Source organism: Prevotella sp. oral taxon 313 (assembly GCF_003043935.1).
GTDB classification, from domain to species: Bacteria; Bacteroidota; Bacteroidia; order Bacteroidales; family Bacteroidaceae; genus Prevotella; species Prevotella jejuni.
Genome location: NZ_PYXE01000001.1, coordinates 3,248,850 through 3,275,166, shown reverse-complemented (window position 1 = coordinate 3,275,166; position 26,317 = coordinate 3,248,850). Strand labels below are relative to the sequence as shown.

Below are 26,317 nucleotides of genomic sequence, written 5' to 3'. Positions count from 1 at the left end.
GGTGTTCCTCCACAGCTGCCATCAGACACAAAAGAATCAGAATACAGACACATAGGTTAAATGAGATGCCTAAAACGTCACTCGAAAAAGACGGATGAACCATAAAAAAGGGACTGGAAAGCGGTTTATCACATTTTCTTTTCTTATCTTTGCAGTATGAACACGAACGAAAATCATAGCTTCCGATTACCTGCTGAGTGGGAACCACAAAGCGGGATTATACTGATATGGCCGCATGAGGACACCGACTGGCGCCCGTACTTGAACGAGATTACCGAGGTTTATCTACAGATGGCAGACGCTATCACACGTTTTGAACCATTGTTGATTACGGCACGTGATACGGAAAAAGTACATTCCCTATTAGCAGAAAGGCTGACTGAAGGACAGATGAAGCGTGTGACGCTCTTTGCTTGTGATAACAATGACACATGGGCACGTGACGTTGCACCCATCTCACTCGTATCAGACAAGGAGCCGAAAGGTAGCTTACAAGCACTTTGCCTACTCGACTTTTGTTTCAACGGATGGGGCGAGAAGTTCGCAGCAGAAAAGGACAATAGAATTAACCGCCAACTTTATGAAGCAGGACTCTTACAAGGTGTATTGGAGAACCACAAAGACTTCGTGCTGGAGGGTGGTTCGATAGAGAGCGATGGAGACCGCACACTCTTCACAACAACGGGTTGCCTAATGGCACCACACCGCAACCAACCGCTCACACAAGAGGATATAGACAAACGATTGCGCCTTTTCTTCCCCAATGTAGAGCGGGTTGTCTGGTTGGATTATGGTCAGTTGGCAGGTGATGACACCGATGGACATATTGATACCATCGTACGAGTTGCACCCAATCACACCTTATTATATATAGGGTGTGACGACAAAGAAGACGAACACTATGAGGATTTCCGACTTTTGGAGGAACAATTAAAGCAGCTTCGTACAATCGATGGTGACCCTTATCATCTACTCCGCCTTCCGATGCCTGATGCTATCTATGATGATGGAGAACGCCTACCAGCGACACATGCTAATTTCCTTATCATCAACGGGGCAGTGCTTGTCCCAACCTACAACCAACCCGAAAAGGACAAAGTAGCTTTGGATATAATTCAAGAGGCTTTCCCCGACCGTGAAATCATCGGCATAGACAGCCGTACTATCATAAGACAGCATGGCTCAATACACTGTTTGACGATGCAGCTGCCATTAAACGGATAGCCCTACCCGCCTCATTATCGTGACAGAAGACGGTGTTGTAAGCTTAAAACACAGAACAATAAACATCAACAAGGCAAACACCTTTATTATGAGAGAACTAAAAATAGGTTTCTTGCAACAACATAATGTTGCAGACATCAAGAACAATATAGAACGACTGGCAGAGGGTATTACAGACTTAGCACAACGTGGTGCGGAGCTTGTAATCCTTCAAGAGTTACATAACTCACTCTATTTCTGTCAGACAGAAGACGTAAATAAGTTCGACTTAGCCGAGACTATACCGGGTCCATCTACTGGCTTCTATGGTGAATTGGCACGCGAACTGGGCATTGTCATCGTGACATCGCTTTTTGAGAAACGTGCACCGGGACTTTATCATAACACAGCTGTAGTGATAGAGAAGGATGGCAGTATTGCTGGTAAGTATCGTAAGATGCACATTCCAGACGACCCAGCCTATTATGAGAAGTTCTATTTCACACCAGGCGACCTCGGCTTCCATCCTATTGACACAAGTGTGGGCCGTCTTGGTGTACTTGTCTGCTGGGATCAGTGGTATCCTGAAGCAGCTCGCTTGATGGCTTTGCAAGGTGCAGACATGCTTATCTATCCTACAGCCATCGGCTATGAAAGTAGTGATACAGACGAGGAGAAACAGCGTCAACGTGAGGCTTGGACAACAGTGATGCGTGGTCATGCTGTTGCCAACGGTTTGCCAGTGATTGCTGTCAACCGTGTCGGCCATGAACCAGACCCAAGTGAGCAAACACAAGGTATTCAGTTCTGGGGAAGTAGTTTTGTTGCTGGCCCACAGGGCGAACTACTCTATCGTGCTTGTGACGATGATGAGGAAAGCGTTATCCTCAATATCGACCTCGACCACAGCGAGAATGTGCGTCGTTGGTGGCCTTTCCTGCGTGACAGAAGAATCGATGAATATGGAGAGATAACGAAGAGGTTTATTGATTAAAAAACTCTCCTAACCCCTCCAAAGGAGGGGATTATCTAATGGAATAAAGCTCCCCTCAGTCCCTCCGCCCTAACATTTCACTGATTGCAGAGAATTAATAAGGAGAGAACACTTACTTCTATAAGGAAAAGAGCACAAAGCTTATAACAAACATCAGTGTAGTTTACTGATTATATTCATAGATAGAGAAAGAGCCATATCCAAACTCATACAATGAGTTTAGATATGGCCCTTTTTTATTATTAGGTATGTCCCAACCTTGATTATTGGGTTTTCAATGATAGCTTACAAGATTCGTAATGCACCTATTGGGCCATCTTCTCCTTCACATCTTTATGCTCATCACACGCAGTGTTCTTGGTGAGCAACAATAGTATGGAGGTCTAACAATATTTAAAAATCATACTCTCTTCTTCAGAGATTTATAGGACACTTTATCCTATTAACTTGTCACCTCTTTTGGAGAGATAGGAGGGAAGGGACTCTTATATCAATGTCATACCAGCCTCATCACACGCTCTTCTCATTTCTTCAGGCCATATACTTGCTTGTATCTCACCGATATGTGCTTTGTGCAACATTATCATACAAAGACGGCTCTGGCCGATACCACCACCGATAGACAGTGGCAGTTTGTCAGAAAGCAGCTGCTGATGGAAGAAGAGATGCTCACGTTCTTCCTGTTTCTCTATTGCCAACTGACGGAGTAAAGCTGTCTTGTCCACACGGATACCCATAGACGAGAGTTCAATACTACGTCCTAAGATTGGATACCAAATGAGGATATCACCATTCAAACCCACCTTACCATCTTCTGCAATCGTTGACCAATCATCGTAATCAGCAGCACGACCGTCATGCTTCTCGCCATTGCTTAATCTGCAGCCTATCCCTTCAATAAACACCGCACCATACTTCTTACACACCTCATCCTCACGCTCTTTAGCCGTCATCGTAGGATACATATCTAACAAATCCTGCGCATGAATAAAATGAATCGACTGTGGAAGGAATGGTTCCAACTGAGGATAAGTCTCACAAGCAAGGAACTCTGTGCGGAGAATAGCTGCATAGATACGACGAACAACAGTCTCCAGATAATGACGCGTCCTATCGTCTTCGGTGATAACAGCTTCCCAGTCCCACTGGTCAACATAAAGAGAATGAAGGTTGTCCAGCTCCTCATCGGCACGAATAGCATTCATATCTGTATAAATACCATAGCCCGGTTGGATGTCGTAGTCGGCTAATGTCAGCCGTTTCCACTTTGCCAATGAGTGTACCACCTCAGCCTGTGCCTCTCCCAAGTCCTTAATAGGAAAGGATACAGGGCGTTCGACACCGTTCAAATCGTCATTGATACCTAATCCTTTCAGTACGAATAGCGGTGCTGTAACACGACTTAGTCGTAGTTCAGTAGCTAAGTTCTGTTGAAAAAACTCCTTTATCAGTTTTATTCCTAACTCGGTCTGGTGTTTTCCAAGTGCAGCTTTATATCCTTTTGGTTTTATCAGTTGACTCATCATCGTTCCTTTCTATTAATGACTTGACTATTATTTTAATTGCTCACAAAGGTATATATTAATTATCAAACTGCGAAACAAACACCTATCCAATGTTACATAATAATATATTCCGACTACATTTCACAACGTTATGACAGTTTATTAGTCAATTATCTCCTCTCATGTTATTTCTTATCGCCACTGTTAACAAGAACAACCTACCAACCAAAACAATTGCTCTGACGACAAAGAGTTGATTACCAAACAGCCACAAAGAGAGGAACACAGGGTTCTCTCTATCAGTAAGGATATTACTAAACCTTCAAAACAACGCATTTATATCAGATACTTTAGTAAGAATGTTTACTGTTCGTTTGGAGTTATGCAAACTTTACTGTATCTTTGCACAGTCATTAGGCTCCGTAGCTTAGCTGAATAGAGCGTCAGATTCCGGTTCTGAAGGTCTTGGGTTTGAATCCCAACGGAGTCACAAAAAGTGACGACTTTCTGATGACATTTAGCTGAATGAGGTCAGAAAAATGTTCTGAAGGTCTTGGGTTTGAATCCCAACGGAGTCACTAAGAATGAAGACTCTCTAATGACATTTAGCCGAATGAGGCCAGAAAAATGTTCTGAAGGTCTTGGGTTTGAATCCCAACGGAGTCACTAAAAGTGTAAACTCTCTAATGACATTTAGCTGAATGAGGCCAGAAAAATGTTCTGAAGGTCTTGGGTTTGAATCCCAACGGAGTCACTAAGAATGAAGACTCTCTAATGACATTTAGCTGAATGAGGTCAGAAAAATGTTCTGAAGGTCTTGGGTTTGAATCCCAACGGAGTCACTAAACACTAATGATATTTCATTATATTTATCCTAATAAGGGTAATTAAATGAACATTATCATAGATACAGAGTGACAATACATTGATGACATTTTGCTGAATGAGGCCAGAAAAATGTTCTGAAGGTCTTGGGTTTGAATCCCAACGGAGTCACAAAAAGTGACGACTTTCTGATGACATTTAGCCGAATGAGGCCAGAAAAATGTTCTGAAGGTCTTGGGTTTGAATCCCAACGGAGTCAATAAGAAGAGATGACAAAACTCCCATCGGAGTCACTAAGAGAGGAAACAAGACGCTTAATGGGGGACACAGATTGTAACGAAGGATGTATGGTTGTTTACTGTTCATCCTTTTTTTGTTCAACCGAGTTAACTAAGAAATAGATTATTCATCCTAAAAGAAAATAGTATGCAAAAGAAGATCAGAATTGGACTACTCCCACGTGTTATCATCGCCATACTGCTTGGATTATTCCTTGGCTATTATCTCCCAGCCCCAGCAGTAAGAGTGTTTCTGACTTTCAATAGTATCTTCAGTCAGTTCCTTGGCTTTATGATACCACTGATTATCATCGGATTGGTGACACCTGCTATTGCTGGTATCGGTAAAGGGGCTGGTAAGCTACTACTGGCAACAGTAGTTATCGCATACGTAGACACGATTGTTGCAGGTGGACTGTCCTACGGAACAGGAACATGGCTATTCCCCTCTATGATAGCCTCTACCGGAGGCGCCATACCACAGATAGAAAAGGCGACAGAGCTAACACCTTACTTTACTATCAATATCCCTGCAATGGTTGATGTGATGAGTAGTTTGGTGTTCTCATTCATCGTCGGACTGGGTATTGCCTACGGTGGTTTGCGCACAATGGAGAACCTATTTAGTGAGTTTAAGAACATTATAGAGAAAGTGATAGAGAAGGCTATCATCCCTCTCCTACCCCTTTATATCTTCGGTGTATTCCTTAGTATGACCCATAATGGACAGGCACGACAAGTACTCATAGTATTCTCACAGATTATCATTGTCATCCTCGTACTACATGTACTCATCCTTGTCTATGAGTTCTGCATTGCGGGTGCTATCGTCAAGCGCAACCCTTTCAGATTACTATGGAACATGCTACCAGCTTATCTGACCGCATTGGGAACGAGCTCATCAGCAGCAACCATCCCAGTAACACTGAAGCAAACAGAAAAGAACGGTGTAAGCAACGAAGTAGCAGGCTTTGTCGTACCGCTTTGTGCCACTATCCACCTCAGTGGTAGTGCGATGAAGATTACAGCTTGTGCCTTAGCAATCTGTCTACTGACAGACCTACCCCACGACCCAGGACTCTTCATCTACTTTATCCTCATGCTTTCTATCATCATGGTAGCAGCACCAGGAGTACCAGGAGGAGCCATTATGGCGGCTTTAGCACCTTTATCAAGTATCTTAGGCTTTAATGAAGAGGCCCAAGCATTGATGATAGCTTTGTACATTGCAATGGATAGTTTCGGTACTGCTTGTAACGTGACTGGTGATGGAGCGATTGCTCTTGCCGTCAACAAGTTCTTTGGAAAGAAGAAAGATATGTCTACCCTTTCAAGTGAAATATCATAAGACGTAATGCTGTAGGAGACGATACAAATCTAACCATAATGTTTGAAGAATAAGGAGAGACGACAAGTACTGTTGCTTCTCCTATTCTTATCGGAATGCCCCATGTATGATAACGAAGCATATCAACCAAAACAAAAGTTGCTGTCATATCTGTCATTCATAACAAGCATTTAACTAATTAGTTTACAGAAGGTTCCCTCCAAATGTTAAAATGACAGCAAACGAAATTAAAACTAAACATGTAGAATAAGTAGTAATATCCTTATCAGCATAAGAAATACTAAAAAGAAACGACAGAAGTCCTATCATTAGGCATTATCAAAATTAAATAGTATCTTTGCAAATGACAGACTGCAATTAAGCAGTACTGGCTCAGCAAAAGACATACAATTAAATATCAGTAACATCATGGAAATAGTAGAAAGATTTATCAACTACACCAAGTTTGACACACAGTCAGCCGAGGACTCAGAGACAGTGCCAAGTACACCGAAGCAACTGATCTTTGCGAAATACCTCAAGGAGGAACTTGAGCGTGAAGGCATGAAAGATGTTGAGATGGACGAGATGGGGTACATCTATGCCACCCTCCCTGCCAACACAAAGAAGAAGATACCAACAATCGGCTTCATCTCCCACTATGACACAGCACTTGACGCCAGTGGCGCCAATATCAAAGCACGTGTTGTAGAAAACTATGACGGTGGTGACATACAACTGAACCCTAACATGGTCAGCTCTCCACGCATATTCCCTGAACTTTTAGAGCATAAGGGAGAAGACCTCATCGTAACAGACGGTACGACACTGTTGGGTGCTGACGACAAGGCAGGTATAGCTGAGATAGTACAGGCTATGTGTTTCCTTCGTGACCACGACGAGATAAAACATGGCGACATCCGTATTGCTTTCAATCCAGACGAGGAGATTGGTATGGGTGCGCATCATTTTGATGTAGAGAAATTCGGATGTGAATGGGGTTACACCATTGATGGTGGCGACCTCGGTGAACTTGAATATGAGAATTTCAACGCAGCTGGTGCTAAGGTATTTATCCATGGCGTAAGTGTTCATACAGGTTATGCCAAGGGAAAGATGGTTAATGCCAGCCGTTTGGCATGTGAGTTCAACAACATGATCCCAGCAACAGAGATTCCAGAAGAGACTGAAGGCTATCAAGGCTTCTATCATCTTATCGGTATCGAAAGCCGTTGTGAAGAAGCAAAGCTCAGCTATATCATCCGTGACCACGACCGTGAACACTTCGAAGACCGTAAGCGTTTCATGGAGGACTGCGTAAAGAAGATGAATGAGAAGTATGGTGAAGGAACCGTTGAACTGAAGATGAACGACCAGTACTACAACATGAAGGAGAAGATTGATCCTAATATGCATGTTATCGAGTTAGTTCTTCAGGCTATGCAGCAGGCAAATGTAGCTCCAAAGGTACAGCCAATCCGTGGTGGTACGGACGGTGCACAGCTTTCATTCAAGGGCCTTCCTTGTCCAAACATCTTTGCAGGTGGCGTAAATTTCCATGGTCCTTACGAATTTGTTTCAGTTCAGGTAATGGAGAAAGCGATGCAGGTTATCATTAACATCTGCCGTCTAACAGCAGAGTTTAATGATTAACAATAGGGAAGTAAGTAGTTAAAGACTTTACACTGGAGTTAAACCAACACTTTTATGGATTATATATTAACGTTGGTTTAACTCCTTTTCTTTTAACTATGAGATTTTCAATTATAGCTCACCTCTCCCACAAACAACACATACAAGATTACTCATAATAAGGTATTGGTTTAACATCCAACTACCCCACTAACTCCTCTAACTCCATAAAAGATTTATGTCAGAACTACCCGAATTGGTCCAAGACCTTGCTCTCATTCTCGTCGTAGCAGGATTTGTAACACTTCTATTCAAGAAACTCAAGCAACCATTGGTATTAGGATACATTGTAGCAGGTTTTCTTGTATCACCCCACATGTCTTATACCATGAGCGTTGTCGACAAAGACGATATACAAACATGGGCAGACATTGGTGTCATCTTCTTATTGTTCTCATTGGGATTAGACTTCTCTATTAAGAAGATTCTCAAGATGGGAGCCTCCCCCATCATCGCAGCCTGTACTATCATCTTCAGTATGATGGTCTTAGGTATCATTGTAGGACACAGCTTCGGATGGAAAGAGATGGACTGTATCTTCCTCGGAGGTATGGTCGCAATGAGTTCCACAACCATTATATACAAAGCCTTCTCAGATATGGGACTCACACAGCAAGGCTTCGCTTCTACCGTGATGAGTGTGCTTATCTTAGAGGACATCCTTGCCATAGTGATGATGGTGATGCTCAGTACCGTTGCCAGTGGTAACAGTCCTGACGGTGTACAACTTCTTGGAAGCATCATGAAGATTGGATTCTTCCTTGTATTATGGTTTGTCGTTGGACTTTTTGCCATTCCACTCTTCCTTCGTTCTGTCCGTAAAATCCTTAACAGCGAGACCTTGCTTATTGTGTCATTAGGTTTCTGTTGTCTTATGGCTGTTATATCAACACAGGTAGGTTTCAGTGCAGCCTTTGGTGCTTTCGTCATGGGAAGTATCTTAGCAGAGACGGTTGAGGCTGATAAAATCATCCGCCTTGTAGATCCGGTAAAGAATCTCTTTGGAGCTATCTTCTTCGTCTCTGTTGGTATGTTGGTAAAGCCTCAAGTTATTGTAGAATATGCTATACCTATTCTTTTACTTGTCATAACAATCCTCGTCGGACAGGCGCTGTTTGGAACCTTAGGCTATCTTCTCGGTGGACAGACCCTCAAGAATGCTATGCGCTGTGGATTCTCAATGGCACAAGTTGGCGAGTTTGCCTTTATTATTGCAACATTAGGAAAGTCCTTAGGTGTAATCAGCGAATTCCTCTATCCTGTTGTCGTAGCCGTATCAGTCATCACAACCTTCCTCACTCCGTATATGATTCGTGCGGCAGAACCATGCTATAACGTCCTCGTTAAGCATCTTCCAAAAAGATGGGTACGTCGTCTTACCCATATCCAAACAAATAGTGCGGGAGAGAGTGCATCGACTAATAATCTATGGAAGGTTCTAATGAAGAAGATGATATTCAACACCCTTATTTATGGTATTCTCTCTGCAGCTGTCATCGCAATCATGTTCTCTGCTGCCCTACCTATCTGTAGAAACTTATCTATAAAATGGACGGGCAGCCACTGGATTGGAAATGCTGTGTGTGGATTCCTTACAATCCTCTTCATCGCACCATTCCTACGTTCTATTGTAATGAAACAAAATCATTCAGAAGCGTTTAAGGCACTTTGGACAGACCGTCGTATCAATCGTCTACCTCTCACTGCAACCATTCTTGCACGTGTACTTATTGCACTCAGTTTCATCTTCTACGTATGTAACTATCTCACACGCTTTAAGAATGCATTGATGATTGCTGTTGCTATTGGCTTGTTGATACTCATGCTTCTTTCTCGTTGGCTCAAGAAACGGAGTATTACTTTGGAACGGCTCTTTATCCAGAACCTCCGAAGTCGTGATATCGAGGCACAGATACAAGGAAAGAAGAAACCACTCTTTGCCGACCATCTGATAGACCGAGATATTCATATCGCCAACCTTGAACTGCCCGACGATTCTCTATGGGCTGGTAAGACATTGTATAGCCTAAAGTTACGTAACCGATTCGGTGTACATATCAGTAGTATTCTTCGTGGTTCTCAACGTATCAATATTCCGAATGGTGGTACGATTCTCTTCCCTGGCGACAAACTGCAAGCCATTGGTGATGACGAACAGCTTACAAAACTTTCGAAAGCAATGAAGGCTGAACTACAGCCAACGATTACGGACATAGAGAAACATGAAATGAAACTCCGCAGTTTCACCATCTCTAAAACAAGTCCTTTCATAGGAAAGACCCTTAAAGACAGCGGTATTCGTGATGAATACAACTGTATGGTTGTGGGTGTTGATGAAGGTCAGCAGAATCTCACACTCATCACTCCTTCCCGCTGTCTGCAGGCAGGTGACGTTCTATGGGTAGTAGGTGAAGAAAAAGACTTAGAACGTATCCTTGCATTAGGATAAACCCCTTCAGGCTTATTAGCCCTTATTACTCGATTAAGTAATTGGACTAATAAGCCTGAATTTTATAAAGAACAAAACTGGATTAACGTTTTTTTATTAACTTTGCAGTTGATAAAAGAATGACTATTTATAAATTTTAATTATATTGTATATGAAGAGAATCTACTTATTACTTATTACCCTCATTGTGTTTGGTCAGACCATCAGTGCACAGAACGATAAGAAATTGTTGAAGATGACCTTTGGCGAATCTTACTTTGAATTAAAGTATGATGAAAAAGGAAGAATCATAGAGTCTGTTGAATATATTGCTGACGACCACCTAAAACGTAGTAGCAAGTATGCTTATAGTAATGACAAGGTCGTTCAAACATTCTATGAGAATGAAAATATCAAAAATAAAGATATCCGAACAACTGTTCTCCAGAATAATAGAGTTGTTTCAGAAAAAATAAACTTAATTCCGTATGAAGGAGAGCCTGAATATTGGGCAGAATATAACTACACATATAATACAGCTGGGGAACTGACAAAGATTGTAATAACAAACAATGAACGTACTGGAACAGAGTATAAATTAACATGGACAGACGGAGATATTACACTCGTAGAGCATTTTCGAGATAACAAAAAAGTAGGACAGGTAGCTTATGAATACAACAAAAGCATTACCAACAAATATCTTTCTCTATTTGTTAATCCAATTACTTCAATTGCCGATCATGAAGGAATCTCACCATACGGACAACTTTTAGCAGGATACTTTGGTAAAGTATTCCAGCATCCAGTGGCTGCTGTGCGCTATACGGTGATAGATAAACACTATTTTGGCTGGACAAGTGATGATGATTTCACAATTACGTATAACCTGAATGCAAGTGGTGTCGTAGAAAAGGGCATACAATCAGGAGAAGAAGGAGTAACAGCAACGTTTATTTGGGAAGAAGACAATCCAACAGGTATTAGCGTTTATAAGCAGCAGAAAGAAGGCACAAGAACGATTTATGACCTATCTGGTAAACGTCTTGAAAATATACAACATGGTGTGAATATTATCAAGGAAACAAATGGTAAGACATATAAAGTTATTGTGAGATAATATTCGTCTGTTTATCAAAGAAATAACGAAATTAAAGGAGAAGCACCCTATTGTTTCTCCTTTTATTAGTATTTTTAATACATAATCTAACGTTTCTTCATATAATTAGAGTATCTTTGCATTGTCATTCGATGATTATACAGATGAAACGTAATAAATTAACAGCTCTGATAGCATTAATAGGTATTGTAGCTTTCACATCTTGTGAGGATGTGAAACGTCCGGCTTCTGTCAGAGAACGTATCAATGTAACTCCTCCATCCAGAGAGGCAGAGGCGATAAGTCAGCTGACAGCATCTATAGATGAGATATCAGCTAACCTTGATGCCATCTCTTCTCAGGAAGCTATGCTCTGCAAGACTACTGAGCATACGGATAAGAAATCGAAGATTATTCAGCAGATAAGAGGACTCGGTGCACTGCTCAAAGAAAAGCAGAGCCAGATTGACAAACTGCTAAGCGAGAAGGCTAAGAAGGTGGATACACCATCAGTATCTAATCCCACCATAGACAACCTTTATAAGGTAATAGAGTTTCTTTCATCACAGCTGAAGGAGAAAGGAGACCGTGTAACCCAATTAGAGCAGGTTGCAAGTCGTAAGGATGTCACTGTAGACCAGCTCAAATACATCGTTATGAACCAGGCTAACAGTGTTGATGCAATGCGTTACAGGTTCAATATGGCTGCTTTAGAACGCGAATATGCCCAGTTGAAGGCTAAGGAAAAGCAAAGAAACAACGAAGAAAAAGAGTCAGGCAGCGTCTACTATATCATTGCAAACAAAGAAACACTAAAAGAGAAAGGTCTTTTGAAAACATCACTTTTCTCAAAGAAGGTGAATAATAACAAGGTTACCAAAGAACTGTTTACCGAAGCTAACAGTAAGGTTCTGAAGACACTGACAATAAGCTCATCCAATCCTAAGCTCCTTTCACAGAACCCAGAAGGTAGTTACACACTCACAGAGAATGAGGATGGAACAACAACCCTCACCATCACCGATGCGGATAAGTTCTGGAACGTATCACGTTATCTAATTATTCAAGAGTAATTCTACTTTGAAAGAGAATGAAAAGAAATTAGACTACAAGGTTGTGAAAATCGAATAATTTTCTTACCTTTGCATTCTAAAACTTATGCGTAGCGTGAAAATTAAGGAAGTAATTGATGCCCTTGAACGATTTGCGCCTTTGCCCTTGCAGGAGAGCTATGATAATACTGGCCTACAAGTTGGATTGACGGAGGCGGAAGTATCAGGGGCTTTATTGTGTCTTGACGTGACTGAGAAGGTGGTTGACGAAACTATTCGTCGAGGGTGTAACTTGATTGTTGCGCACCATCCACTCATCTTCCGCAAATTAGCACAAGTGACAGATGCAGACTATGTGCAGCGTACGGTGATAAAGGCTATTAAGAACGACATTGTCATCGCTGCTATGCACACAAACTTAGACTCAGCTGTGGATGGTGTCAACTATAAGATAGCAGAGAAATTAGGCCTTAAGAATCCACGTTTCTTTGGTCGAAGTAAACAGGTGGTAGACCCACAGACAGGCGAATCTGTAACAGGTGGCGATGGTGTCATTGGTGAGTTTGAGGAGCCATTAGCAGCAGACGACTTAATACTATTACTTAAGAAGAAGTTTGATGTAGAATGTGTTCAGACCAACGAACTACTCCGTCGTGAGATACGCACCATTGCTCTCTGTGGAGGTTCCGGCTCGTTCCTCTTGAAGGATGCGATAGCAGCAGGCGCAGATGCCTTTCTGACAGGTGAGATGGGCTATCATGAGTACTTTGGGCATGAGCAAGAAATACAAATATGTGTCATTGGTCATTATCAGAGTGAACAATTCACGACAGAGGTGTTACGTGACATCATCGTACGAGAATGCCCAGGAGTGAAGTGTTGCTTATCAGAGATTAACACAAATCCTATCGGCTATTTTTAGTTAACAAGTTAATGAGTTGACACGTTGACGAGTGAATTCTTAAGACGTTGACGAGCCAACAGCGAACAGTGACAATACTATTTTGAATGATTAATATAGCATTTTGAATTAAATAATACATAAGAACTATGGCAAAGAAAGATCCAAAAGAGTTATCAGTAGAGGATAAATTGAAGGCCCTTTTCCAGTTGCAGACAACCCTATCAGGAATCGACGAGAAACGAGCTTTGCGTGGTGAGTTGCCACTTGAGGTACGTGACTTGGAAGACGAGTTGGAAGGCTTGCACATTCGCATTGAGAAGATAGAACAAGACATCAAGGACTATCAGAGCGCAGTAACGCAGAAGAAGGCTAATATCCTTGAGGCTCAAGCAAGCTTGGAACGCTATAACAAGCAGTTAGACTCTGTTGCAAACAATCGTGAATACGATACACTGACAAAGGAGATTGAGTTCCAGACCTTGGAGATTGAGCTTTGCAATAAGAAGATTAAGGAAGCTCAATACAAGATTGAAGAGAAGCAAAGAGACTTAGAGGCTAACCGTGCTCTGCTCGAAGACCGTCAGCATGCCTTAGAAGAGAAGCGTAATGAGCTCGATGAGATTATGCAGGAGACTCGTGAAGAGGAAGGACTCTTGAAAGAGAAGGCTGCAGAATTAGAGACAAAGATTGAGCCTGGATTGCTCCGTAGCTTTAAGCGCATCCGTCGTGGTGCTCGTAACGGTTTGGGTATCGTCTATGTACAGCGTGATGCTTGCGGTGGTTGTTTCAATAAGATACCACCTCAGCGCCAGTTGGATGTGAAGATGCACAAGAAGATTATCGTTTGTGAGTACTGTGGCCGTATCCTCATCGATCCTGAGTTGGCTGGTGTAAAGGTTGACAAGACTGAGGAGAAGCCTAAGAAGCGTAGAGCTACTCGCAAGAAGAAGGAAGAGGAAGGAGAATAATTAAGTCCTTCTTTTCATAGAGAACCAAACGTTTTCTACTTCTAAGAGATAGAAAAGAATAGCCTCAATATATTTGAATGAACACAAATTATTCAAATATATTGAGGCTACTTTGTATCATCACTCTGCTTAAACCGCTCAATAAACAACAGACTAACTTGTCATCTTGGAGGACACTTACAAACAATCGTACCCAATAAGACGACATACTGTAAGGCTTCGAGTAGTCTGGCATAATCTATACAATCCTCAACACCATTGTCGCTGACCATAAACACGACTTGTGCGAGGCTTCAACACGTAGGTTGAAAACGTAAGAGAATATCCAGCTTCACCTTATTATATATAGCAGGGCATAGCCGATTAACTTCTACGGAAATATTAATTTATTAGTAGTCTGCCAAATTCTTACCTCACGTAGAAGATACGGTTTGCCTTACGTGGTGCCGTCTTACCCTCCTTCGCAGTATAGCCAAGAATACAGAAGCCGATACCTTCATAATCGCCTTCTACTCCCCACTCTTTCAACATCTGCTTACCTTCTTCACGCTCAAAGATTTCCTTGGCACGATTAATCCAACAACTACCTAAGCCTAAAGCATGAGCAGCGTTCATAAGGTTGCCCATCATCAACGCCCCATCATAGACATGGTTAGGACTACTCTTATCAGCTAACACAGCAAGGACGACAGGTGCACCATAGAATGGGTCACTCGTTACGCCCAAAATTTCACCATTAATCACTGACAAGCGGTCGCGTACCTCCTTATTGGTCAATTCTACGATGATAGCGGTCTGCATATTCTTTCCACTTGCAGCATAAAGACCAGCCTCCATCACCTTATCAATCAACTCCTGCTCAGGCATACGTGCCTCATAAGAACGTACACTGCGACGTGTTAACAATGCTTCTAATGCTTCCATAACATCTTTGTTTTATAATTCATTTACAGCTTTCGCCAACTGCTCCAACGCCTGACGAAGTACAGAACGTGGTGTACCCACATTCAATCGCATAAAGCCTTCCCCACCAGGGCCAAACATCTCACCATCATTTAGGGCCAGATGCGCCTTATCAATGAAAAGGTCAAGCAGCTTGTCATGGCTTAATTCAAGTCCACGACAGTTCAACCAAACGAGGAAACTGGCTTGCGGACGAAGTGGACGAATACCAGGGATATGCTCTCGACAGTAATCCTCCACAAAACGAACATTATCTTCTACATAAGCCAACATCTGCTTACGCCATTCTTCTCCTTTCTGATAAGCAGCTATAGTAGCTATCGGAGCAAATATCGTAGGCTCGTCTAATTCATTAGCCTTTAGCCATCCATAGAAGCGTTGACGCAAGTCATCATTCGAGATAACTGCATACGAACTAACAATACCCGCCATATTAAAGGTCTTAGTCGGTGCTGCAAAGGTGATACTTATGTCAGCAGCACGTTCAGACACACTCGCAAACGGGACATGACGATTACCGAAGAGTGCCATATCACTATGTATCTCATCGCTAATGACAATGATATTGTGTTCATAACAGAAGTCGGCTAAACGTTGCAAAGTCTCTTTTGACCAACATACTCCCGCAGGATTATGTGGATTAGAGAGTATCAACACACGACATTTATCATCACATACCTCCGAAAGGTTATCAAAGTCCATATCATAATAACCATCCTCGCGCAGACGAAGCGGGTTGAAAACAACCTCACGACCGTTATCTTCAGGCGTCATACGGAACGGATGATAGACAGGAGGCTGTATGATAACTTTCTCTCCTGGCTTTGTAAACACATTCACAACGAAGCCAATACCTTTAACAATACCTGGAATAAAACTTATCCACTCTGGTTTTATCTTCCAACCATGATGTGATTCGTTCCAATCAATAATTGTTGGGCGATAGTCAGCAGGCTCAATAGTATAACCAAAGATAGGATGTGAGAGACGAGCCTTAAGTGCATCAACAACGAAATCAGGTGTGGCAAAATCCATGTCAGCCACCCAAAGGGGTAATAAGTCATTGCGTCCCCACCGTGGAAGGAGCGCCTCATGCTTTAAATCACCACTCCCTGAACGGTCAATTATCTCATCGAAGTTATATGTCTTCATTATGCTTCCAAAGCTTGTTTTATATCATTGAATAGGTCGTCAACATCCTCTAAGCCAACACTCAGTCGTATCGTCGTATCAAGGATATCCATTGCTGCACGCTCCTCAGCCGAGAAGAGTCCGAAGATAGTACTTGCTGGATGAATTGCTAAAGTACGATTATCAAAGAGATTAGTTGCACGATGAATGAGTTTGAGGTTATTCAGCAGTTTGAAACAAGCCTCCTGACTCTCCAAGTCAATCGTTATCATCGCCCCAGCCGTTTCACCATACTGACTTAGAGAGAGCTGATGATAACGGTTATCCTCCAAGCCAACATAATTGACATTACAGATAGGCTTGAGCGTACACAACCGTTTTGCTAACGCTAAAGCATTAGCAGCTTGTACACGATAGCGAGCATCTAAGGTCTCCAAACCCAAAGTCTGCATATATGCAACCTGTGATGTCATGTAAGAACCAAGGTTGAAGAGCATCTCATTCAAGAGTCGTTTTCCAATGAAAGGAAATCTTCCATAATCAATAATCAGACCACCTAAAGAGGTAGCCCCACCACTAATATACTTTGTACTTGAGATAACCTCAACGTCAACACCTAAGTCCTTTGCAGAGAACTGAGTAAAAGGAATAATAGTAGTATCGGCAATAACAGGAATACCATGTCGGTGGGCCATCTCCGTCAAAGCCCGAACATCGACGACTTCAAGCTGTGGATTCGTCATCACTTCAAGGAAGAGACAGCACGTATTATCATCCACCAACTTCTCAACAGCGTCTACATTAGTAAGGTCGCATAGCTTTGTCTCTACGCCAAAGCGGCTTAGTGTTGATGTAAGTAAGGAGAAGGTATTCCCGAAGAGATGACGCGAAGTAATCACGTTCTTCCCCTGTTCGACAATAGCAAACAAAGTGTTACTAATAGCAGCCATACCCGAATTAAGTGCAATCACATGCTCTGCGCCTGTCAAAGCCTTAACCCGTAGTTCAAAGTTAGTTACTGTTGGGTTCTCTACACGTGAATAATCAGGCGCATCAATACGTCCGCAAAAGGCATCAGCCATCACTTCCGCATTATCAAACTCATAAGCAACAGCGTTATAGATAGGCATACTTAAAGCGTCGTAAGCATCCCTACGCTTATAAGGGAGATGTATAGCTTGTGTCTGTTTCTTCATATTCAATCAATTATTTGTGTTGTTTATAAAGGGTTCTGTATCAAAGGTAGATAGCGAAAACACCCACCAAAGAAACTATAATCAAGCGAATTAATACCACTGCACAGCATTGACAATACCGCTTCGCTTATCATACTTAAGTGCATCCGTCAGTGTTGCTGCATTACAACGGAAGGTAAAGTTGTAAGAGGTATAGGGTGCTAACACGATAGAAGCACTCATATTAAAACAGTGAAGGTCACGTGACAGACTCGCTGTTGTCATACTCATCGCATGGTTCTCAAAGTCATAACCACTTGAGAAATTAATATTCCAACCATCACTGATACGAATGTTACCAGAGAGGTTCAGCGTCTGTGTGAACTTATAAGGGTAACGCATCGTCTTAGTATTGAACTTACCCGCAGTGTTCTCACGCATCGTAATACCATAACCAATAGTCAATGACCACGGCATATTAAATCTCATATAACCGTTATCGTCCGTCTCAGCAATATTACCACGTTTCTTCTTAGCAGCATACTTTCCCTTTTCAAGGTCATCATCCATATTTGACTCGATATCAGTATCTGGTCCGTCGCTATCTGCTGATACCTTGTCATCATCTTTTTCATCCTTATGTCCAAACCACTTCTTCAACTTCTCTGGGTTCAAAGTGAATGAGAAGTTCTGCGACATACCCTGAAAACGAGGCAAACGACCATACCCCCACTCCGTATGATTACCTACATAAGGTTTACCATTGGCGTCAAGTTCATAAGCATAGGTGGCAAACTGTGCATTCATAGAGAATGTATAGTTCTTCCACCACTTCAAACGTAGACGCATGCTAAGGTCGCTCCAACGATGATAGTCAGCTGCCGCATTATAAGACATACTTGCTCCTAACTCATCAATGATACTTATCTTCTTATAACCAGTTGTATCCTTATCGCTCTTAACCTTCATTTCGATGTTATTGCTAACATCCCAACTAATCATCTCAGTCTTGTACTTACCCGGCACACTATAAAGCTCATCTTGATAAAGTGAGTATTCAACAAGTTTCACGTTACCACTTGCATCTGTGTACTGATAGCTATCATAGTAGCCATAACGGCGTGCACCAAAGTTAGGAGCGTATGAGAATGTCACCTGAGGTGTGATGACATGACGGATAGCCTGAATCTTATCACCGAACAGCTTCCTGTTAGGTGTCCAGAAGCCATACACCTTTGTACTGGCACCCACGCTCATGCTCCAGTTATAAACATTATGAAAACCATAGGTAGTATCTCTTACTACTTCTTTCTGAAGGGTGTTATCCCATCCACGTGTCACCTTCTTAGAATACATACGATCCGTAAAATTGAAAGATGGAGTCACATTGATATAATTAAACAAGGTGAAGTTTGCTTGTACAGGGATTGTATGTTGGAAAGCATTCTTCCAGTCTTTTATAAGATTAGAGTGCAAGAGTTTGTCTTCCTTCGTTGAGATAGAGTTAGCCAACTGACCCGTATAGCTCATAGAAATCTTCTCATACCAACGCTCTTTCCCCACAAGATGCTTGCGCTTGAAAGGATAGAAACGGCTCAAACTAATGTTCAAGTCTGGCAGTGTTATCTGTATAGAAGAATCACGCATATTCTGTGCAAGGTTCGTAGTAGCACTCAAAGAGAGTCCAATACTTGAGAAACCTGTGCTCCAACTCACGGAAGAAGTTCTCGTAGACTGCGTGAGTGTCTGCGGATTATACAAACTATTGAGGTTGTTACGTTCATAGCTTGATGTCGCAAAGTTTACACTTGCCGCCAAAGAACTATAAGGATTAGCCTTTGGGTCTTGGCGATGATTCCACTGAATCTTAAAGCTCTCCTGCTCAGCAAAGTCTGGTAATCCCTTATCACCAGTCTTTGAATCCTGATAACTAAAGAGGAATGATCCTGAATATCTATACCGCTTACGGTAGTTGCTGGCCGCAGACACACCCCATGAACCCTTAGTATAAATCTCTCCAATGAGTTTTAAGTCCCATTTATCACTAATAGCAAAGTAGTAACCACCATCACGAAGATAGAAACCACGGTCGCTTTCATCACCATAACTTGGCATGATGAAACCGCTCGAATACTTCTTTGAGAATGGGAAGAAGCCGTATGGGATAGCCAAAGGCAGAGGGACATCGGCCACTACAAGATAAGCCGGTCCGAAGACAACATCCTTGCCCGGACGAACCTTTGCACGAGAAAGGGCGATATAGAAGTCAGGATGGGGCTTATCACAGGTAGTATAACGGCCATGCTGCAAGAAGACAGCCCCAGTAGAGTCACGTTTCCCCACTTCTCCACTCAAGAATCCATCTTGTTGCTCGGTATATATTCCTTTTATCAAGCCTTTTTTCGACTTGAAATTAAAAGCCATTGTATCACTCTGATACTCGTCTTTACCCATCGTAAATACTGGCTTTCCTTTAATACCACCCTCTGCAGTAGAGTCGGCAGTACCTGTCGCACGTACTGTACTATTATCAAGATTCATGTGAACCTTGTCACTCGCAAGCTTCATATTCTCATAATCAACCTTCGAATTACCATAGAGATAGGCAGTACCCGACGCAGCATCATACACAATAGAGTCTTCTGCTGAATACTTAACAGGTGCGTCAATTCCATTCGAACGTGCACGCATCACACTATCAGCACGAATAGAATCGTCTATAGCCTTATTATGATGATAGATAGCCAACTGAAGAGAATCCATCTTCGTGGTATCTGGAATATTCTTATCAACCGCCTTACTATCCTTTGAACCTTGTCCTTTCAGTAATGTATCAACCACAACAGCGTTTGCCTTAGCCTTCTTGGTTTTCTTACCTTGAGGCACAGGCATGTTGACACTTGCCATTGCAAAAACAACAACAAAGGATAATAGGAATATAATGCTCTTATTTCTCATTGCCTAAATAACGTACAAAAATACTGAAATAATGCCGAATAGAACTACCATTACGCTATTTTAACTTTTACAATAATGTACGTACACACTAACTGAAAAGATTTTGTTCATATATTGCGTTCCGTTAAGACTTGAATAGTACACCCTCATTACGGTCTGTTATTGATAATAATAACACTGTAAAACACCTAAAGAAGCAAGTTTCTCAACCCCAAATAAGACTGATACTAAGCCTTCTCACTAACTGTCCGGAGCCTCCGGACAACTTGTACGGGGCGTCCGGACAACTTGTCCGAAGCCTTCGGACAATAGTTAAAAACAAGTAGCAAGGTTCACTAAAACACCTAAAACCCAACTATTAGAGCACTAAATATCAGCTACCTGTACACTACTTATGGGACGATATTAGCCGTGACAACACCAAAGGTGGATTTTCTTAATCCAAATACAAGTCCAACGCATCAATAAGTTCCTTTACAGGATGATTTGTCTCCAACAGTTTATTCAGAGACTCACGAGGCGTAAGCATTGGCTTGATTTCTTCAAACTTAGCAAGACGAATATCTACTTCAATCTGTCCGTTGTGCAGTTCTTTTGCCAATGTAGCACGGATGCGCGATTTAATAGTTAGCATTTCGTTGAGCTGAATATTGTTTTCTGCAAGTACCAAGATTGTTGGATACTCTGTGACAGTAGGTGTAATATTCTTCATACGCTGTGCCAAAGCCTGCATACGCTCAGGCATTCGTGAACACATAGCCCGCCAACTCACAACCAACTCTTGCTGTGTAAACCGCTCATTCTCATCCTTATTGGTTATTTCAAGCTCCTCTTCTTGCTTTTTCTTCTTATCGGCTTTGAGCAGATTATCGAATGACATCGTCAACGAACTGAGATTAACAGCATTCGGGACACCTGAATTTACATTCACATTAGGACGTTCGCCAGAAGTCTCAGCAACAGACTTTTCAGACGAAGACACAACCTCAACAGGCACTGTCCCACCCGCATTAGCATTGTGAACAGTGTCATTATCATGTTTCAGGCTCCCAACCACCTGCGGAGTCGGTTTCTGTTGAGCCTTCAGAATAAGATTCTTGAACAGGGATTTTAATCGTTTAGGGCTACGCCCCGAGGCAGGAATATCATCTTCCTTCTGCGTAATCTGCGCCACTTGGATAAGCGTTAGTTCAACCAACAAACGCTTATTAGAACTCTGTCGATACTCCACATCACATCGATTCATAATCTGCAATGCAGTGTAAAGGAAATTAACAGGACACTTCTGTGCCTGCTGCTGGTAACGATTTCTCAACTGTTCGCTCACCTCAAGCAACGGGAGAGTCTGCGCATCCTTTGCCATCAACACGTTACGAACATGAGAAGCCAGACCGTTCACAAGGTGCCCACCGTCAAATCCCTTATTGATGACAGCATTTAAAAGTACCATTATCTCACTTACCTTATTCTCTAAGGCAAGGTCGACAATGTTAAAATAATTTTCAGTATCAAGTACATTCAGGTCTTCTATCACCTTTTGATAAGTGATATTCCCCTGAGAGAAACTTGCAGCTTGGTCGAATATAGAGAGCGCATCACGCATTCCGCCATCCGCTTTCTCCGCAATCACGCTCAGAGCCTCTTCCTCATACTGTATATCCTCCTTCTCAGCAACACGCTTAAGATGGTCGATAATATTTGGAACCGTCATTCGTTCGAAGTCATAAATCTGACAACGCGATAGGATCGTTGGGAGAATCTTATGCTTCTCAGTCGTAGCAAGGATAAAGATGACATGTGCTGGCGGTTCCTCCAGCGTCTTGAGGAACGCATTGAAGGCTGCTGTAGAAAGCATGTGAACCTCGTCAATGATAAAGACCTTATAACGTCCTACCTGTGGTGGGATACGAGTCTGGTCCATCAATGCCTTGATATTCTCAACAGAGTTATTGCTGGCAGCATCTAACTCGAAGATATTATAACTGCGTCCTTCGCTGAAAGCCTTGCAACTTTCACACTCATTGCAAGCCTCACCATCAGCCGTAGGGTGTTCGCAATTAATAGCTTTCGCAAAGATACGGGCACAAGTAGTCTTACCCACACCTCGTGGACCACAAAAAAGATAAGCATGAGCCAGCTTACCACTCTTCACAGCATTCTTCAGCGTAGTAGTCAGCGCCTGTTGCCCTACGACAGCATCAAAGGACAACGGGCGATACTTTCGCGCCGAAACAATATATTCATCCATAAAATAGTAAAGTCTGATTATCAATGCAAAGGTAATAAAAGTTAAGAAAACAGTAAGGAGGTAAGAAGAATTAAATTGTTAATTTGCTAAAAATATATATCTTTAATGCTCCGATATGCAATCTTTTCCTTACTTTTGCAAAAAAGAATGTAAAGAAGTGAGTAAGATTACTGGACATATCATTAGTTTCTTCAATCGGTTCAAGTTTTATATTGTTATCATTCTCGGTGTACTCATTGTTGGTATCGTGGATGAAAACAGTTTTATGAAACGAATAGAGTATGCCTATCAGATTGATGATTTGAAGAGAGAAATCCAAAAGTACGATTCTCAATATAAGCATGACATGCAACAACTTAAGGAACTAAAGACTGATCCAAAAGCTATTGCACGAGTCGCTCGTGAACGTTATTTTATGAAAGCTGACAATGAAGACATCTTCGTTCTAAGCGATGATGAGCATCCAACCGAAAACACTGGTAAGAATGAAACAACTGACTAAAGTAGAATCTATCGTTTACCTCTTAGGAGGAATAACAATGGTTGCAGGGGCAGGCTTGTATGCCTTCCTTTTAATCCAGCCTATTGCTTGCTGGCTAATGCTTGTAGGTGCAATCTTATTTGCACTTATGCAGTCACGACAACGTTACTTAGGTACAGTATTAGCTATTCGTCGTCTACGCAAGATTATGTCGTTGGCAGGATGGGGATTTATCCTCGCTGGCATCTTTATGGTAGAAGACGCTTATCATTTCCTTCGCCCTATTTTCACTGGCTCATTAGATGGATACAGCAGTTATGTAAGTATCTTCCATCATAATTGGGTCATACTCCTACTCATTTCTGCTGTTATTGAGATGTATACTACTCATCGTATCAGCTACGAATTGAAGCGGGAAAGCAGCAGCACAAATACCTAAAAAAAGCTAAAAGCTCACAGATTGTTTTAATTTGAATAAAAAAGTTTCTCGGCTTCGATTATAGAATGTAATTTTGTCTGAGAAGAAACAGAACCAGTTTAATCATCTATGAATAAGATTCTCTATGCATTACTAACGCTGATAGCGTTTACGTCATGTGCCAACTCATTCAACATCCAAGGTACATCTAACGTTTCAAGTCTGGATGGACGTAAGTTGTATCTGAAAACTGATCAGGCCGATTCACTCATTGACTTGGACTCATGTGACGTGGTTCATGGTCAGTTTGCTTTCCATGGAACGGTTGACTCTACCAAGATAGGACAAATATTCATGGATGACATCAACCTTCAGTTCCCTGTTGTAATAGAGAAAGGCGATATTACGGTTAAACTGGATAATACACAGCAACGTGTCAGTGGTACGCCCCTGAATGATAAACTTAATGATTTTTGGACGAAGTTTATACAGCTACGCAACCAATACGCCGAGATTGACCATGAAGAAAGTGCAGCCATTATGAATGGACAAGATGAGGAGACGGTGAATGTTCGTCTTACAAAGAAGGCTTTGGGCGTATATGACAAAGGTGACAAACTTTTCACAAAGTTTATTACAGAGAATTTTAATAATATCCTTGGACCATGGTGTTTCCTTACGCGCATCAGCTATGAGACAACACCTGACGCATATCCACAATGGATGAATGATTATATGTATAGCAATGCTATTAATCAATTACCTTCATGGATTGAATATATCATGTCTAAGGCTACAGACACGTTTAAGCAGAATCCGCAGATAAAAGCATTCTATGCTAATTTCTTACAAGCTCAAAAGGAAATGAACGGAATGGCTGATCCTGCAGGACTACCAGATGCAGCAGGTACAACACCTAATGCTGCAGTTGCTCCTCCAACACCAGCACAAATGGCAGGCGACTCTATTTCAAAATAAGGGCCAACCATACCCCACCATCTTTTCTGTAACGACTCTGACTTAACAAGAGTAGGATAAGATTCCATAGGAGTGTTTCCGAAGGTAGGATAAAGAGTCTACGAGCGACTACGGATTTATTCAAAACGAAAGTTGCTGTCATATCTGTCAGCCCACATGGGTATTTAACTGGCTGGATTATAAGATATTGACACGGAATGTTAAAATGACAGCAAATGAAAATAAAACTATTATTAGTAAAATAGGTAATGTTTTCTATCTTACTTTAGTAGGTTTTATGCTTTCAACTTTCGGATGAATTAACAAACAATCTCAAACAAAAAAGAATATAATATATGAGGAAACTCATTCAAGGTGGAACTATCGTCAATGAAGGGCGAAGCTTTATAGGTTCGCTCGTCATAGAGGACGATTGTGTCATAGAGATTATAGAAGGTAACGAGGTACCCCGTGGTATGTTTGACGAGATTGTCAATGCCACGGGGTGCTTTGTTCTACCAGGCGTTATTGACGACCATGTCCACTTTCGTGAACCCGGCCTAACAGAGAAGGCAGATATTGAAAGTGAGAGTCGTGCAGCTGCGTATGGTGGTGTCACATCATACTTTGAGATGCCAAACACCAATCCACAAACAACAACGCTGGAAGCTTTACAAGATAAATGGGAGCGTGCAAGCCGGACAAGTCATGTGAACTATAGCTTCTTTATTGGTGCAACGAATGCTAATAGTAAGCTATTTCCTCAATTAGATATACATACTATCCCTGGAATAAAGCTCTTTATGGGAGCCTCAACAGGAAACATGCTTGTTGATAGACGTGAAGCGTTAGAAGAAACATTCCGTACTGCAGCAGCATTGAATCTACCAGTGATGACACATTGTGAGGATTCTGGTATTATCAATGAGAACATGAGAGTTGCCAAGGAACACTTTGGTAATGATCCAGATATTACACATCATTGGGAGATAAGAAGCGCTGAGGCGTGCTGGGCATCCTCTCAATTAGCCGTAGAATTAGCCCGAAAGTATAAGACCCAACTCCATATAGCTCATATCACTACTGCAAAGGAGCTCTCATTAGCCAATCAAACAGAAGACGAGGGAAGGATAACCTTGGAAGCTGTTATTGCTCATATAGCTTTCTCGAATGAAGATTATCTTACAAAGAAAGCACTTATTAAATGTAATCCTTCTGTCAAGACGGTAGCTGATAGAGATGCTATTCGTCAGGCACTCACAGACGGGCGGATTACAGTTATTGGTACCGACCATGCGCCACATCTATTGACACAGAAACAAGGTGGTTGTGCTAAGGCAGCATCAGGTATGCCAATGATACAATTCTCACTCGTCACAATGCTCGAATTGGTTGACAAAGGTGTTCTGACAATAGAACGGATGGTTGACTTGATGTCACACGCACCAGCTCGGCTCTTCCATGTTGACCAACGTGGTTTCTTACGTAAAGGATATAAGGCCGACATCACCATCGTTTCACCTAACCAACCTTGGACTGTAGACGAGGATTGTATTCAGAGTAAATGTAAGTGGAGTCCGATGATAGGACACACCTATCAATGGCGAGTGTTACACACCTTCTGCAACGGACAACACCTATTAAATAACGGAAAGTTTGATGACACGCTTCGTGGTGAGAAGATTACTTTCCGAAATAAGGATTAAAGTAA

The 26,317-nt window shown here is 41.9% G+C and carries 19 protein-coding genes and 1 tRNA gene; 14 read left to right on the top strand and 6 right to left on the bottom strand.

Features of this window, described 5'->3' with window-relative positions:
* Positions 1-156: 156 nt before the first annotated feature.
* Positions 157-1,224: an agmatine deiminase family protein gene (locus AXF23_RS12810; protein WP_107625568.1), complete on the top strand. Its 1,068-nt coding sequence runs from the start codon at positions 157-159 to the stop codon at positions 1,222-1,224.
* A gap of 88 nt (positions 1,225-1,312) precedes the next feature.
* Positions 1,313-2,197: a carbon-nitrogen hydrolase gene (locus AXF23_RS12805; protein WP_009011587.1), complete on the top strand. Its 885-nt coding sequence runs from the start codon at positions 1,313-1,315 to the stop codon at positions 2,195-2,197.
* 485 nt (positions 2,198-2,682) lie between these two features.
* Here the strand turns inward: AXF23_RS12805 and asnA are convergent, their stop codons facing one another.
* On the bottom strand, positions 2,683-3,720 hold the full coding sequence (asnA, locus tag AXF23_RS12800) for an aspartate--ammonia ligase (RefSeq protein WP_107625896.1): 1,038 nt from the start codon (positions 3,718-3,720) through the stop codon (positions 2,683-2,685).
* 398 nt (positions 3,721-4,118) lie between these two features.
* Between asnA and AXF23_RS12795 the strand changes: the two genes are divergently transcribed.
* From AXF23_RS12795 to AXF23_RS12760, 8 genes are all read left to right on the top strand, one after another.
* Positions 4,119-4,192 (top strand) — tRNA-Arg (locus AXF23_RS12795).
* 761 nt (positions 4,193-4,953) lie between these two features.
* A complete protein-coding gene (locus tag AXF23_RS12790; RefSeq protein WP_107625567.1) occupies positions 4,954-6,153 on the top strand; it encodes a dicarboxylate/amino acid:cation symporter in 1,200 nt (399 codons plus the stop codon).
* A gap of 408 nt (positions 6,154-6,561) precedes the next feature.
* Positions 6,562-7,785 carry a peptidase T gene (gene pepT / locus AXF23_RS12785; protein WP_107625566.1) on the top strand — a complete coding sequence of 408 codons (1,224 nt, stop codon included), beginning with the start codon at positions 6,562-6,564 and terminating at the stop codon, positions 7,783-7,785.
* 217 nt (positions 7,786-8,002) lie between these two features.
* Positions 8,003-10,273: a cation:proton antiporter gene (locus tag AXF23_RS12780; protein ID WP_107625565.1), complete on the top strand. Its 2,271-nt coding sequence runs from the start codon at positions 8,003-8,005 to the stop codon at positions 10,271-10,273.
* Between the two features lie 151 nt (positions 10,274-10,424).
* A complete protein-coding gene (locus AXF23_RS12775) occupies positions 10,425-11,372 on the top strand; it encodes a DUF4595 domain-containing protein (RefSeq protein ID WP_107625564.1) in 948 nt (315 codons plus the stop codon).
* Positions 11,373-11,515: 143 nt separating this feature from the next.
* Positions 11,516-12,424: a Cbp1 family collagen-binding glycoprotein adhesin gene (locus AXF23_RS12770; protein ID WP_233251305.1), complete on the top strand. Its 909-nt coding sequence runs from the start codon at positions 11,516-11,518 to the stop codon at positions 12,422-12,424.
* An 85-nt stretch (positions 12,425-12,509) separates the two neighbouring features.
* Positions 12,510-13,325 (top strand): Nif3-like dinuclear metal center hexameric protein, encoded by an 816-nt coding sequence (locus tag AXF23_RS12765; RefSeq protein ID WP_107625562.1) that lies wholly within the window; start codon positions 12,510-12,512, stop codon positions 13,323-13,325.
* 128 nt (positions 13,326-13,453) lie between these two features.
* Positions 13,454-14,275 (top strand): zinc ribbon domain-containing protein, encoded by an 822-nt coding sequence (locus tag AXF23_RS12760; RefSeq protein WP_009011578.1) that lies wholly within the window; start codon positions 13,454-13,456, stop codon positions 14,273-14,275.
* A gap of 408 nt (positions 14,276-14,683) precedes the next feature.
* Here AXF23_RS12760 and AXF23_RS12755 read toward each other — a convergent pair whose 3' ends face one another.
* From AXF23_RS12755 to AXF23_RS12735, 5 genes are all read right to left on the bottom strand, one after another.
* A complete protein-coding gene (locus tag AXF23_RS12755; RefSeq protein WP_107625561.1) occupies positions 14,684-15,199 on the bottom strand; it encodes a nitroreductase family protein in 516 nt (171 codons plus the stop codon).
* Positions 15,200-15,211: 12 nt separating this feature from the next.
* Positions 15,212-16,390 carry a MalY/PatB family protein gene (locus AXF23_RS12750; RefSeq protein ID WP_199222195.1) on the bottom strand — a complete coding sequence of 393 codons (1,179 nt, stop codon included), beginning with the start codon at positions 16,388-16,390 and terminating at the stop codon, positions 15,212-15,214.
* A complete protein-coding gene (locus AXF23_RS12745) occupies positions 16,390-17,565 on the bottom strand; it encodes a trans-sulfuration enzyme family protein (RefSeq protein ID WP_107625559.1) in 1,176 nt (391 codons plus the stop codon). Before AXF23_RS12745 ends, AXF23_RS12750 begins: the two co-directional genes overlap by 1 nt.
* Positions 17,566-17,655: 90 nt before the next feature.
* Positions 17,656-20,502, bottom strand: a complete 2,847-nt coding sequence (locus tag AXF23_RS12740; protein ID WP_107625558.1) for a putative LPS assembly protein LptD — start codon at positions 20,500-20,502, stop codon at positions 17,656-17,658.
* A gap of 436 nt (positions 20,503-20,938) precedes the next feature.
* A complete protein-coding gene (locus AXF23_RS12735; RefSeq protein ID WP_107625557.1) occupies positions 20,939-22,750 on the bottom strand; it encodes a DNA polymerase III subunit gamma/tau in 1,812 nt (603 codons plus the stop codon).
* Between the two features lie 157 nt (positions 22,751-22,907).
* Between AXF23_RS12735 and AXF23_RS12730 the strand changes: the two genes are divergently transcribed.
* From AXF23_RS12730 to AXF23_RS12715, 4 genes are all read left to right on the top strand, one after another.
* A complete protein-coding gene (locus AXF23_RS12730; RefSeq protein WP_107625556.1) occupies positions 22,908-23,252 on the top strand; it encodes an FtsB family cell division protein in 345 nt (114 codons plus the stop codon).
* Positions 23,236-23,670 carry a hypothetical protein gene (locus tag AXF23_RS12725; protein ID WP_009011570.1) on the top strand — a complete coding sequence of 145 codons (435 nt, stop codon included), beginning with the start codon at positions 23,236-23,238 and terminating at the stop codon, positions 23,668-23,670. The genes AXF23_RS12730 and AXF23_RS12725 overlap by 17 nt, the downstream gene beginning before the upstream one ends.
* 108 nt (positions 23,671-23,778) lie before the next feature.
* Positions 23,779-24,627, top strand: a complete 849-nt coding sequence (locus tag AXF23_RS12720; RefSeq protein WP_009011569.1) for a DUF4369 domain-containing protein — start codon at positions 23,779-23,781, stop codon at positions 24,625-24,627.
* Between the two features lie 335 nt (positions 24,628-24,962).
* Positions 24,963-26,312, top strand: coding sequence for a dihydroorotase (locus AXF23_RS12715; protein ID WP_107625555.1), 1,350 nt, complete (start codon positions 24,963-24,965; stop codon positions 26,310-26,312).
* Positions 26,313-26,317: the final 5 nt, after the last annotated feature.

Bases quoted from the DNA above. Each gene is read 5' to 3' on its own strand.
- AXF23_RS12810 (WP_107625568.1), top strand. From the start codon at position 157: ATGAACACGAACGAAAATCATAGCTTCCGATTACCTGCTGAGTGGGAA.
- AXF23_RS12805 (WP_009011587.1), top strand. From the start codon at position 1,313: ATGAGAGAACTAAAAATAGGTTTCTTGCAACAACATAATGTTGCAGAC.
- asnA (WP_107625896.1), bottom strand. From the start codon at position 3,720: ATGAGTCAACTGATAAAACCAAAAGGATATAAAGCTGCACTTGGAAAA.
- AXF23_RS12790 (WP_107625567.1), top strand. From the start codon at position 4,954: ATGCAAAAGAAGATCAGAATTGGACTACTCCCACGTGTTATCATCGCC.
- pepT (WP_107625566.1), top strand. From the start codon at position 6,562: ATGGAAATAGTAGAAAGATTTATCAACTACACCAAGTTTGACACACAG.
- AXF23_RS12780 (WP_107625565.1), top strand. From the start codon at position 8,003: ATGTCAGAACTACCCGAATTGGTCCAAGACCTTGCTCTCATTCTCGTC.
- AXF23_RS12775 (WP_107625564.1), top strand. From the start codon at position 10,425: ATGAAGAGAATCTACTTATTACTTATTACCCTCATTGTGTTTGGTCAG.
- AXF23_RS12770 (WP_233251305.1), top strand. From the start codon at position 11,516: ATGAAACGTAATAAATTAACAGCTCTGATAGCATTAATAGGTATTGTA.
- AXF23_RS12765 (WP_107625562.1), top strand. From the start codon at position 12,510: ATGCGTAGCGTGAAAATTAAGGAAGTAATTGATGCCCTTGAACGATTT.
- AXF23_RS12760 (WP_009011578.1), top strand. From the start codon at position 13,454: ATGGCAAAGAAAGATCCAAAAGAGTTATCAGTAGAGGATAAATTGAAG.
- AXF23_RS12755 (WP_107625561.1), bottom strand. From the start codon at position 15,199: ATGGAAGCATTAGAAGCATTGTTAACACGTCGCAGTGTACGTTCTTAT.
- AXF23_RS12750 (WP_199222195.1), bottom strand. From the start codon at position 16,390: ATGAAGACATATAACTTCGATGAGATAATTGACCGTTCAGGGAGTGGT.
- AXF23_RS12745 (WP_107625559.1), bottom strand. From the start codon at position 17,565: ATGAAGAAACAGACACAAGCTATACATCTCCCTTATAAGCGTAGGGAT.
- AXF23_RS12740 (WP_107625558.1), bottom strand. From the start codon at position 20,502: ATGAGAAATAAGAGCATTATATTCCTATTATCCTTTGTTGTTGTTTTT.
- AXF23_RS12735 (WP_107625557.1), bottom strand. From the start codon at position 22,750: ATGGATGAATATATTGTTTCGGCGCGAAAGTATCGCCCGTTGTCCTTT.
- AXF23_RS12725 (WP_009011570.1), top strand. From the start codon at position 23,236: ATGAAACAACTGACTAAAGTAGAATCTATCGTTTACCTCTTAGGAGGA.
- AXF23_RS12720 (WP_009011569.1), top strand. From the start codon at position 23,779: ATGAATAAGATTCTCTATGCATTACTAACGCTGATAGCGTTTACGTCA.
- AXF23_RS12715 (WP_107625555.1), top strand. From the start codon at position 24,963: ATGAGGAAACTCATTCAAGGTGGAACTATCGTCAATGAAGGGCGAAGC.